At 70.1% G+C, this 11,375-nt stretch carries 11 protein-coding genes; 3 read left to right on the plus strand and 8 right to left on the minus strand.

Annotation, left to right across the window (positions count from 1 at the left end; all coding sequences use genetic code 11):
- Together ACE3O8_RS10185 and ACE3O8_RS10190 are read left to right on the plus strand one after the other, a co-directional pair.
- A partial coding sequence (locus tag ACE3O8_RS10185) for a PEPxxWA-CTERM sorting domain-containing protein (RefSeq protein WP_374389389.1) occupies positions 1-370 on the plus strand: 370 nt, incomplete at its 5' end.
- Between the two features lie 43 nt (positions 371-413).
- Positions 414-863 (plus strand): nucleoside deaminase, encoded by a 450-nt coding sequence (locus ACE3O8_RS10190; RefSeq protein WP_374389391.1) that lies wholly within the window; start codon positions 414-416, stop codon positions 861-863.
- Here ACE3O8_RS10190 and msrB read toward each other — a convergent pair.
- The 3 genes from msrB to ACE3O8_RS10205 are packed head-to-tail and all read right to left on the minus strand — an operon-like array spanning position 860 to position 2,984.
- Positions 860-1,258, minus strand: a complete 399-nt coding sequence (gene msrB, locus ACE3O8_RS10195; protein WP_374389393.1) for a peptide-methionine (R)-S-oxide reductase MsrB — start codon at positions 1,256-1,258, stop codon at positions 860-862. The genes ACE3O8_RS10190 and msrB overlap by 4 nt on opposite strands.
- The gene (gene aroB / locus ACE3O8_RS10200; RefSeq protein WP_374389395.1) at positions 1,255-2,379 is read right to left on the minus strand and encodes a 3-dehydroquinate synthase; all 1,125 of its coding nucleotides are present in this window, start codon (positions 2,377-2,379) and stop codon (positions 1,255-1,257) included. Before aroB ends, msrB begins: the two co-directional genes overlap by 4 nt.
- Entirely contained in the window at positions 2,376-2,984 is a 609-nt protein-coding gene (locus ACE3O8_RS10205) for a shikimate kinase (protein WP_374389397.1), read from the minus strand. The genes aroB and ACE3O8_RS10205 overlap by 4 nt, the downstream gene beginning before the upstream one ends.
- A gap of 21 nt (positions 2,985-3,005) precedes the next feature.
- Here ACE3O8_RS10205 and ACE3O8_RS10210 point away from each other — a divergent pair, with 21 nt between their 5' ends.
- Entirely contained in the window at positions 3,006-4,808 is a 1,803-nt protein-coding gene (locus tag ACE3O8_RS10210; RefSeq protein ID WP_374389399.1) for a hypothetical protein, read from the plus strand.
- A 105-nt stretch (positions 4,809-4,913) separates the two neighbouring features.
- Here ACE3O8_RS10210 and rplI read toward each other — a convergent pair whose 3' ends face one another.
- The 5 genes from rplI to ACE3O8_RS10235 form a co-directional block, all read right to left on the minus strand.
- Positions 4,914-5,507, minus strand: coding sequence for a 50S ribosomal protein L9 (gene rplI, locus ACE3O8_RS10215; protein ID WP_374389400.1), 594 nt, complete (start codon positions 5,505-5,507; stop codon positions 4,914-4,916).
- A gap of 13 nt (positions 5,508-5,520) precedes the next feature.
- A complete protein-coding gene (rpsR, locus tag ACE3O8_RS10220) occupies positions 5,521-5,745 on the minus strand; it encodes a 30S ribosomal protein S18 (RefSeq protein ID WP_140929080.1) in 225 nt (74 codons plus the stop codon).
- Between the two features lie 3 nt (positions 5,746-5,748).
- Complete coding sequence (rpsF, locus tag ACE3O8_RS10225) at positions 5,749-6,177, minus strand: 30S ribosomal protein S6 (RefSeq protein WP_374389402.1); 429 nt, start codon at positions 6,175-6,177, stop codon at positions 5,749-5,751.
- 133 nt (positions 6,178-6,310) lie between these two features.
- Positions 6,311-10,924, minus strand: coding sequence for an NAD-glutamate dehydrogenase (locus ACE3O8_RS10230; RefSeq protein WP_374389404.1), 4,614 nt, complete (start codon positions 10,922-10,924; stop codon positions 6,311-6,313).
- Positions 10,925-11,052: 128 nt separating this feature from the next.
- A partial coding sequence (locus ACE3O8_RS10235) for a hypothetical protein (RefSeq protein ID WP_374389406.1) occupies positions 11,053-11,375 on the minus strand: 323 nt, incomplete at its 5' end.

Consider the following 11,375-nt stretch of genomic DNA (forward strand, 5'->3'; position numbering starts at 1 on the left):
CTATACCGACCTCAACAACGGCGGATTCACCAGCATCGACGTGTCGGCGCTGGGCTTCAACGTCGCTGCCGGGCAGCAGTTCACCATCCACCTTTCAGCCGCTGCCGACAGCATCACCAACCGCTTCGGCTGGGGCTTCGGCAACGACATCGACGGCAATGGCACGGTCGGCGCCTTCGCGAACTATGCAGCCGGCGACAACCGCGTGTCGGAAGACGGCGGCAACAGCTGGTCCGTCACCGGCTATGACCGCGCCTTCCGCACCTGGGTCGAGGCCGGCGCCGTTCCGGAACCCGCCAGCTGGGCGATGCTGATCGCCGGCTTCGGGCTGGTGGGCGCGATGGCGCGCCGCCGCCCGGCCATGGCCTGAGCGCCATTCCCTTGCGCCCATGGCCGTGGCACAAGCCGCGGCCATGAGCTTCCCGCCAAGCCCCCACATGGCCCGCGCGCTGGATCTGGCGCGCGCGGCCGCCGGGGCGGACGAGGTGCCGGTGGGCGCGGTGCTGACCGCGCCGGATGGATCGGTTCTGGCCGAAGCGCACAACCTCACCCGCACATTGCCCGATCCCACAGCGCATGCGGAAATGCTGGTGCTTCGCGAAGCGGCCCGCCTGCTGGGCAATGAACGGCTGACGGGCTGCACCCTGTGGGTCACGCTGGAACCCTGCCCGATGTGCGCCGCCGCCATCGCAGAGGCGCGCATTGCCCGCCTCGTCTATGCGGCGTCAGATCCGAAGGGCGGCGGCGTGGAACATGGCCCGCGCATCTTCGCCCATACGCGCCATGTGCCGGAAATCCTCTCCGGCATCTCCGAGGCAGAGGCCGCGGCGCTGCTCAAGGGCTTCTTCAGCGCCCGCCGCTAGGCTGCGTCAGGCACGAATTCCAGCGCCATGCCGTTGATGCAGTATCGCAGGCCGGTCGGCGGCGGGCCATCGGGAAACACATGCCCCATGTGGCTGCCGCACCGGGCGCAATGCACCTCCACGCGAACCATGCCGTGGCTCGTATCCCGCGTGGCGCCCAGCGCGCCGTCCACCGGGGTGTCGAAACTCGGCCAGCCGGTGCCGCTTTCGAACTTGGTGCCGCCCTCGAACAGCGCCGCGCCGCACCCGGCGCATTGAAACACGCCCGGCCGCTTTTCCCGCAGAAGGCCGCAGCTGCCCGGCGCCTCGGTGCCATGCTGCCGCATGATCCGGTACTGCTCCGGCGTCAGCCGCGCCCGCCATTCGGCATCGCTCAGCTCGAACGGAAAGCTCATGCCGCCGCCCGCGCGGGGCCAACAGACAGGTCGGCCGCCAGAAAGGCCTCCACGGCCTCCAGCGGCACATCCTTCGCCAGGAAGCTGTCGCCCAGCCCCCGCGCCAGGATGAAGGGCAGGCCGTCGCTCGTCCGCTTCTTGTCCTGCCGCATGTGCCGGATCAGGCGCGGCGCCGCGTCGGCAGCAATTCCGGCCTGCCGGGGCCAGGCCATCATCCCCACCGTTTCCAGGTGCCGGGTGAAGCGGTCGGCCTCGGCCTTCGCCATCAACCCGCGTGCCGCTGAAAAGCGCAGGGCCTGCGCCATGCCGATGCCCACCGCCTCGCCATGCAGCAGGCCGCTGGAAAAGCCCGTCTCCGCCTCCAGCGCATGGCCGAAGGTGTGGCCCAGGTTCAACAGCGCCCGGATGTCGTTCGTCTCCCGCTCGTCGGCGGCGACGATGGCGGCCTTGGCGCGGCAGCTTTGCGCCACTGCATGGGCCAGCACGGCGGCATCCTTCGCCAGCAGCCGGGCGGCATTCGCCTCGCACCATTCATAAAAGGCCGGGTCGGAAATCAGGCCATATTTCACGATCTCGGCATAGCCCGCCTTCATCTCCCGGTCGGGCAATGATTGCAGGCAATCGAGATCGGCCCAAACGGCCAGCGGCTGGTGGAAAGCGCCCACCAGATTTTTGCCGGCCTTCGTGTTGATGCCCGTCTTGCCGCCGACCGAACTGTCCACCATCGCCAGCAGCGTCGTCGGCACCTGCACAAAGCCCATGCCGCGCTTCACGATGGCGGCGGCAAATCCTGTCAGGTCGCCGATCACGCCGCCGCCCAGTGCGATCACCGCGTCGCTGCGCGTCACTTCCATCGCCAGCAGCCGGTCCACCAGCTGCTCCAGCGCCGCGAAGCCCTTGGTCGCCTCGCCCGCCGCCAGCACGATGGGCACCGTCTCGAACCCCGCCAGCCCGGCGGTCAGCCGTTCCAGGTGCAACCCGGCCACCGTTTCGTCCGTCACGATGGCAACCCGGCGGTTCCGCGTCAGCGCGGCCAGCCGGTCCCCGGCAGAGGCAAGCACGCCCGCCCCGATGGAAATCCGGTAGCTCCGGTCGTTCAGCTGCACGGGCACGTCGATCAAGTCAGGCTCTCCCGGTTCCGGCCGTTCAGCGCATCGAGGATCGCGGTCACGCTTTCCTCGTGCGGGCCGTCTGCCGACACGATGTGAATGGGCGCCTGCCTGTAGCAGGGGCCGCGCACCGCCATCAACTCGTCCAGCACCTGCCGGGGATCCTTTCCGACCAGCAGCGGACGGTGGCTGCGCTTGGCGACGCGCGCGGCCAGCGTGTCGATGGAGGCGTCCAGCCAAACCGCCGTGCCTTCCGCCAGGATCAGCGCCCGCGTTTCCGGGTCCACGAAGGCGCCGCCCCCCGTTGCGATCACCTTGTGGCCGCCATCCATCAGCCGCGCGATCACCCGCCGCTCCCCGTCGCGGAAATGCGGTTCGCCGAAGCGCGCGAAAATTTCGGATATCGGCATCTGCGCCGCTTCCTCGATGGCGGCGTCGGCATCCACGAACGGCCAGCGCAGCTTGGCCGCCAGCCGCTTGCCCACCGTCGTCTTGCCGCTGCCCATCAGCCCGACCAGCACGATCGGCCGCCGCCGCCAGTCCCGGCGGATCGCGCCCGCGTGCACGATGCCGCGCTTCGTCGCTTGGGCATCCAGGGGGGCTTCCACAGGCTTCATCGGCCCCGCTATAGGGTCGGCATGCCAGCTAGCGCAAACGTCCCGGCCCTGCGGCGCTGGATTCTCCTTCTGGGGGCCACGCTCCTGCCCGTGGCACCGCTTTCGGCGCAGGCCCAGCCGCCCGCCGGCGGCGCACCCAAAGTTCAGCCGCCATCCGGCGGCGCGCCGAAATCCCTGCTGCCCGATGATATCGCAGAGCCTGCCGCCCCCCAGGCCGGCACGGTCGAAGGCGCGGTTTCCACCGCCCCGATGGGCGCGCCGGCCCCTCTGCCGGGGTTCGATCCGCTGCCCGCGCCGGAAGCAGCCCCCCCACCCCTGCCAGAGCCGGAGCCGACCGATCCGCTCGCGGACCTTGCAGGCCCCACCGTCCAGCCGGAACGCGCCGGGCCGCTCGGCCCCGCCAGCGGCGGCTATCGGGCGGACCTGTTCGCCGGTTCGGATGCCCGCTTCCTCACGGCCCTGCTGTCCCGCATCGATCAGCCGCTCGCCAGCCGCTGGGGGCAGATCCTGCTTCAGCGCAGCCTGCTGACGGCGGCCGACGCCCCCGGCCCGATCAACCCGGCTGACTGGGTATCCGCCCGCGCCCGCGCGCTTGTGGCGATGGGCGCGGCGACGGATGCGCACCGCCTCGTTTCCGGCATCGCTGTCGATCGCTACACGGTGCCGCTCTACAATGCGGCGGTTCTGGCGGCCGTCGCGTCGGGCGATCCGATGGCGCTCTGCCCGCTGTCGCCGCTCGCCCGCGTCGTCACCGAAAGTCCGACATGGGCGCTGGCGGATGCCATGTGCCTCGCCATCCTGGGCGATGATGTCGGGGCCGCCGCGCAGTTCGATCAGCTGCGGCGGCGGGAACAGCTCACCCCGTTCGATATCGGGCTGGCCGAACGGGTCGCCTCCGCCACCGGGGCCGGGCGGCGCGGCGCGAACCCTGAGTGGGACGAGGCGGCGTCCGGCCTGACGGCCTGGCGGCTGGGCCTTGCCAGCGCGGCCGGGCTCGACATTCCGGCCCCGCTGATCAGCGCCGCCACGCCTCAGCAGAAGGCCTGGTATGTGCGCCTTCCCGGCCAGTCGCTGGAAAGCCGCGCGGCGCTCGCCCCCGAGGCCGCCGCCACCGGCGCCATCAGCACGGCGGAAGTGAACCGCATCCTCGCGGCAGAGGCGGACGCGCTCGACCCCGCCGCTGCCGGGGAAAGCCCCGGCGGGCGCCTGCGCACCGCCAATGTCGCGGCCGGGGTCGAGGACAGGCTCTCGGCGCTGAAGGCGCTGTGGGGCCAGGCCCCCAAGGGCTCGCTCGCCGCCTATGGCTGGCAGGTCGCCACCGCGCCGGCCGCCGCGCGCATCCGGCCAGACGCTGCCCTGTCCGCCGACGCGCCCGCGCTGGTGCAGAGCCTGCTGGCAGCCGGCATCACGCCCATCGCGGATCGCTGGTGGCCCCTGCTGGAAGGGGGCGACCGCGAAGCCGCCTTCGGCCCGCTCGCCGCCGCCTCGACCCGCGTGCCGGTCGAATCCGCCCTGTTCGACGGCTGGGCGAAATCCGTGCCCGCCCATCGCGCGCAACTGCTGGCGGCCGGGCTTGAGGGGCTGGGGCGCGGCAAGGTCGGCCCGGATATCGCCCCCCTCGACAATGACTGGACGCGGGCGCTCGATCGCGCCGTCGCCGCCCGCCGATCCGGCGAAGTCATCCTCATCGCGGCCAGCGCCCTTCGCGGCAGCTGGGCCGAAGTGCATCCGGATCAGCTGCGCCGCATCACCCGCGCGCTGGTCGCCATCGGCCACGCCCCGGAAGCCCGGCTGATCGTGGCGGAAGCCGCGACGCGGGGATAGGGCTGGGGCAGGGCAGGCCGGTCCCGCCATCCCAACGAAAAAGGGGCCTCCGGTTTCCCGGAAGCCCCCTTGTCTCGTTCAGGTCGTCACCTGCCGGGCGAAGCCTCAGGCTTCGGTCGACTCTTCGGTCGCTTCGTCCGCGGGCAGGGTGCCCGGCTCGGCCGTCGCGTCGAATTCCTCGGTGAAGCCGGCTTCCTCGCGTTCGAACAGGTCGGCCGTCACGTCGACGCCCTGGGCCTGAAGTTCCGCTTCTTCCGGCGAACGGGCAACATTCACCCGGGCCGACACGGTCACTTCCGGGTGCAGCACCAGCTTCACCGTGGAAATACCCAGCGTCTTGATCGGCTTGTCCAGCACCACGGCGCTCTTCAGCACCTTGTGGCCGGTTTCCGTCACGGCGTCCGCGATGTCGCGGGCCGAAACCGAACCGTAAAGCGCGCCGGCGTTCGAAGCCTGGCGGATCAGCACGACCGACACGTCGGTCATGGTGGCGGCCTGCGCTTCGGCCGCTTCGCGGCGCTTGGCGTTGTCGGCTTCGATCGTCGCGCGCTGCGCTTCGAACTTCGCCTTGTTGGCGTCGGTGGCGCGAAGGGCCTTGCCGCGCGGCAGCAGGAAGTTGCGCGCGAAGCCGGGCTTCACGGACACGACATCGCCAATGCGGCCGAGCTTTTCGACGCGCTCGAGAAGGATCACATCCATTGTCGCGCCTCCCTTACTTCACGAGATAGGGCAGCAGGCCGAGATGGCGTGCGCGCTTGATGGCTTGCGAAAGTTCGCGCTGCTTCTTGGCGGACACCGCCGTGATGCGCGAAGGGACGATCTTGCCGCGTTCGGACACAAAGCCCTGCAGCAGGCGGATGTCCTTGTAGTCGATCTTCGGCGCATTGTTGCCCGAGAAGGGGCAGCTCTTGCGGCGACGGAAAAACGGGCGTGCCATGGCTTACCAGGCTCCTTCTTCAACGCGGGGGGCGCGCGGCGCGCGTTCGCCGCGACCGCCACGGTCACCGCGTTCGCCACGTTCACCACGCTCGGCGCGGTCGCCACGGTCGGATTTCTTCATCATCGCGGACGGGCCGGTTTCCAGCGCTTCCACCCGGATGGTCTGATAGCGGATCACGTCCTCATTCAGGCCAACCTGGCGCTCCAGCTCCTGCACCGCGGCCGCCGGGGCCTCGATGTTCAGCAGCACATAATGCGCCTTGCGGTTCTTCGCGATGCGATAGGCGATGTTGCGAAGGCCCCAATATTCGGTGCCCTTCACTTCGCCGCCGTTGTCGGCCACGACCTTCGTGAACGCTTCGGTGATGCTCTCCACCTGCGCCGGCGCCAGATCCTGACGCGCGAGGTAGACATGCTCGTAAAACGGCATGCGTTTCTCTCTTCCTGTGCCGATCGCTGACCTCGCGGCGAATTCCGCGCATGGCCCCTCCGGCTCTCTTGAAGCGGTGGCCCCTAGAGGAAGCCACCCCGGATTGCAAGTTTGCCGATCGCGAAGCGGCGCCTCAGCCCCTCAGCGCCGTCTGCGCCACCGTAGCCAGATGCGCCAGCATCGCCAGCGTCGGCGCGCCGCCGTTGCGCGCGGTCTGGATGGTGCGCGTGATCGCCCCGGCGGATGCGGCATGGGCCTTAAGCCAGGCTTCCGTCTCCGCCAGCGGGTCGCCCGATTCCGGCGTCAGCTTCCCGATCAGGTCCAGCCGCATCGTCTCGAAGGCCCGCGCCGTCGTCGCGGCCAGCAGCCGTTCCCAGCTGTCGGCCGGCGTCAGCGCACGGGTCGCGCCATGCGCCCAGTCGATCGCCAGCGCTTCGCCAAGCCCCAGGTCCGAGGCGAGCGCGACCACCCCCGCAGCGCCCGAAAGGGCGTGCAGCGTCGCGATCCAGTCCACAACGTCGGTCGGCGCGCCGGCCAGCGTCAGGCGCTGGCGGATGGCTTCCACCTGCGCGCGGGGTTCCGGGCGCAGCAGCTTGTCCAGCCGGGGCAGCAGCCGCTTCAGGCCCGGCGCCAGCCGGGCCGACAGCCGTTCCGGGCTTTCCGCGCCGGTGCGCACGGCCAGGTCGCCAACCAGCACCCGGGTCACAGCGGCCGCCTCGCCGTGGAAGGCCAGCGCCTGCGCAGCGGGCACCTTCGCCGCATCGATCGCGGCCCACAGGCTGTCCAGATCGAACAGCGTCCGCGCAGAGACGAACGCGGCCGCAACCGTCGGCAGCGGCACGCCCAGCTCGGCGGACAGGTCATGCGCCAGCGTCACGCCGCCCCGGTTCACCAGCAGGTTGGCAAGCTTGGTGGCGACGATCTGGCGGCGCAGCTGGTGGCCGCGAATCTCCGCCTCGTAAGGCTTGCGCATCAGGGGCGGGAAGGCCCGGAACAGGTCCTCTTCCAGCAGCGGGTCCGCCACCAGGTCGGATTCGACCAGCGCGTCCTTCAGCTCCATCTTGGTATAGGACAGCAGCACCGCCAGTTCCGGCCGCGTCAGCCCCCGGTTCAGCCGCTTGCGCTCCTCGATGTCGCGCGGCCCCGGCAGGCCTTCCACCTGACGGTCCAGCCGGCCAGAGGCTTCCAGCATCTCCATCAGGCGCACATGCCCCTGCAGCCGCTCGCGCGCATGCGCCTCCACGACAGACAGGATCAGCGTCTGCGCCGCATTGTTCGAAAGAACCAGCGCGGCCACCTCGTCCGTCATCTCTGCCAGCAGCTTGTCGCGGGCGTCGCCCGAAAGCCGCCCGGCGCGGCTGGCCGCGCCCAGCGCGATCTTGATGTTCACTTCATGATCGGAGGTGTCGACACCCGCCGAATTGTCGATGAAGTCGGTGTTCAGCCGCCCGCCATGGCTGGCGAACTCGATGCGCCCGGCCTGCGTGACGCCCAGGTTCGCGCCTTCGCCGATCACCTTGGCGCGCACGTCCTGCCCGTTCACGCGGACGGCGTCGTTCGCCCGGTCGCCCACATCGGCGTTCGATTCGGTCTGCGCCTTCAGATAGGTGCCGATGCCGCCGAACCACATCAGGTCCACGGGGGCCTTCAGGATGGCGGACATCAGCTCCGCCGGCGCCAGTTCCTCCGCCTCGATCTTCAGCATCGCCCGCACTTCGGGGGACAGCGGGATGGCCTTCTGGCTGCGCGGGAACACCCCGCCGCCCTTCGAAATCAGCTTCGCGTCATAATCCGCCCAGCTGGAGCGCGGCAGCGCGAACAGCCGCGCGCGTTCCGCCCAGCTGGCGGCGGCGTCCGGCGCCGGATCCAGGAAGATGTGGCGGTGATCGAAGGCCGCCACCAGCTTCAGGCTCTTCGACAGCAGCATGCCGTTGCCGAACACATCGCCGCTCATGTCCCCCACGCCGGCCACCGTCACCGGATCGGCCTGCACGTCCACGCCCATTTCCGCGAAGTGGCGCGTCACCGACACCCAGGCCCCGCGCGCGGTGATGCCCATCGCCTTGTGGTCATAGCCGACAGAGCCGCCGCTGGCGAAGGCGTCGCCCAGCCAGAAGCCGGCATCCAGCGCGATGCCGTTCGCGGTGTCCGAGAAGGTTGCCGTGCCCTTGTCGGCCGCGACCACCAGATAGGGGTCGTCGCCGTCCAGCCGCGCCACATGGGCAGGCGGAACCACATGGCCCTCCGCATCCAGATTGTCGGTGATGGACAGCAGCGTGCGGATGAACAGCTTATAGGATTCCAGTCCCTCGGCCGCCCAGGCGTCGCGGTTCACGGCCGGATCGGGCAGCTGCTTCGGGAAGAAGCCGCCCTTCGCACCGGTCGGCACGATCACGCTGTTCTTCACCATCTGCGCCTTCACAAGGCCCAGCACTTCGGTGCGGAAATCGTCCCGCCGGTCAGACCAGCGCAGGCCGCCGCGCGCGATCGGCCCGCCGCGCAGGTGGATGCCCTCCACGCGCGGGCTGTACACCCAGATCTCGCGCCAGGGCAGCGGCTTGGGCAGGCCCGGCACGCGCGCCGATTCCAGCTTGAACGCCAGCGCCGCCGGCCCGCCGGGCACGAAGGCGTTCGTGCGCAGCATCGCCTTCACCAGCCCCAGGAACAGCCGCAGGATGCGGTCGTCGTCGATCGCCTGCACGGCATCCAGCGTCTCGCGGAAGCGTTCGCCGGCTGCCTCTGCGGCCTTCTTCGTGCCGTCGGGGCCGTGCAGCGCCCGGAACAGCGCGATCAGCGCCAGCGTCGCGGGCCGGTTGCGCTTCAGCACGTCCACCACGGTCTGGATGGAATAGGCGCTGCCCGTCTGCCGCAGATACCGGAACCAGGCGCGCAGCCAGTTGGCTTCCTCCGCGCTCAGCCCGCAGGCCGGGATCAGCGCGTTGAAGGCGTCATTTTCCTGCGTGCCCGTCAGCACGGCGTCCAGCGCCGGGTTCACCACCCGGCAGAAGGGTTCCAGGTCCTCGGCCGCCACGGTGGCTTCCAGCTTGAAGTCGTGGATCCAGCCCAGTTCCCCGCCGGCCAGGTCGTAGGGAACCTCCTCGATCACGCGGAAGCCGAAATTCTCCAGCATCGGCACCGATTCCGAAAGCGGGATGATTTCGCCCAGCCGGTAGATCTTCAGCCGGATCGTCGTGTCGGGGTCGCCCTCGCGCCGATAGAGCGCCACATGCCGGTCGTCCGGCGTGGACAGTTCCGTCAGCCGCAGGATGTCGTCGGCGGCCTCTGCCGGCGTGAATTCCGACCGATAGCCGGGCGAAAAGGCCCGCCCGTGGGATAGCGCCAGCCGCGCGGCGCGAATCGCTCCCGCCCGGCCCACCAGCGCCAGTTCCAGATCGTCGTCCCAGCCGCGGGTCAGCAGGATCAGCTGCTGGTTCAGCTGCGCCGAATCCGGGTCAGCCGCCACGCCGTCCATCAGATAATGCACGCGCGCCAGCCCTTCGGCGCGCAGCTCCGCATCGAATTTTTCCAGCCGGCCGCCGGTTTCCGCTTCCAGCATCCGGCCGATCCGCGCGCGCAGATCCGCCGAATAGGCCTCGCGCGGGATATAGACGAGGAACGAGGCCTTGTCCGATCGCGCGTCGCGCCGGGCGAACAGCTGCGGGCGCGGCCGGTCCAGCAGGCTCAGCAGGCCGCGGGCCATCACCAGCAGTTCCTGCGTGTCGATCTGGAACATTTCCTCGCGCGGGAAGGTCTCGATCACATGGGTCAGCGCCCGGCCCGCATGGCTGCGCGGCGCATAGCCCAGCGTTTCCGCGACTTCGGCCACCTTGCGGCGCACCAGCGGCACGCGCCGGGGGCTTTCCCGCAGCGCCGCGCTGGCGAACAGCCCCAGGAAATGCGCCGCGCCCGTCACCGCGCCCTTCGAATCGAAGCGCCGCACCGTGATCAGGTCCAGCGGCACGCTGCGGTGCACGGTGGATCGGCTCTGCGACTTGTGGATGCTGACAGGCTCTGCCGACTGCCCGTCGTCCTCAGGCGCAGGCCAGCGCGCCCGGTCGCGCAGCAGGCCCAGCCGGCTGTCTCCGTCGGCAAAGCCCAGCAGGGTGAAATTGTCCGAAGCCAGCCATTCCAGAAAGGCGATGGTTTCCGCCAGCACATGCGGCGCGATCGGCGGCGGGCTGTCGTTCAGCCCGCGCGCGGCGGCGCGCAGCTCCTTCAGCATCGGCTGCCAGTCCGTCACGGCGGCGCGGACATCGGCATAGGCCTGCTCCAGCGCCAGCGCCAGGTCCGCCCGCTTCTTCGCAGGCGCCCGCTCCACGTCCATCAGGATCAGGCTCTCGCGCGGGGCGTCAGCCTCGCCCAGCGAAACCAGCCGGCCGGCGACATCGCGGCGCACCGGCAGGATGGGGTGGAACAGGCGCTGGATCTCCAGCCCGAAGCCGCCGATCGCGGCTGTCGCCGAATCCACCAGGAAGGGCATGTCATCGGTCGAAAGGGCGACAGCCATGTGCCGATGGCCCGCTTCGCCTTCGCCCGCGCCCACATTCACCGTCTCGGCGCCAGGCAGGCGCACCGCAAAGGTCTGGAAGGCGAAATCCGACAGCCGGACCAGATCGGCTTCCGACAGCCCCTCCACCTCGCTCTCCGACGCGCTGCCGAACAGCAGGTCGCGGAACTGGCGCCTCAGCGCCGGCGGGAAGGACTGAATGTCTGCGGGGCTCTTCTGCGCCTTCGCCTTGCTGGGCATCTGCTCGCTCTTCCTGTGCCGCGGCCTTCGGCCATCTTTTGGCTATTCCTTCTCATACAGGGCTTGTCGCAGCGGGGGCGTCGGAATCTTGCGGCGAACGCCGAATATTCTGCGGCAAACAGGCCGCTTCAGCGACTGTTTCGCCCCATCCAGTCGATTGCGGCACGCAGCTCGCGATGCAGCTCGGCCGTCTCGTCGGCCGAAAGCAGCCGCCGCCACGACAGCAGCGCAACTGCCAGCCCGGCCAGCCCGCTGCCCGGTTCCGGCGCAAAGGGCAGGGCGACCGCCCGGAACAGCAGGGCCGGGCGCGGGCCGCCGATATCCGGATCGAAGTCGCTGTCCAGATGCAGCGGATGCCCGGCCGTCGCCGCCGCCAGCGCCAGCGCGGCCATCCGTGCGCCGACGCCCAGTCCGGCATCGTCGGCGCGGCTGCCGGGGGCAACCGGGCCAG

Origin of the sequence: Sandaracinobacter sp., assembly GCF_041909755.1 — a bacterium.
Taxonomy (GTDB): domain Bacteria; phylum Pseudomonadota; class Alphaproteobacteria; order Sphingomonadales; family Sphingomonadaceae; genus Sandaracinobacteroides.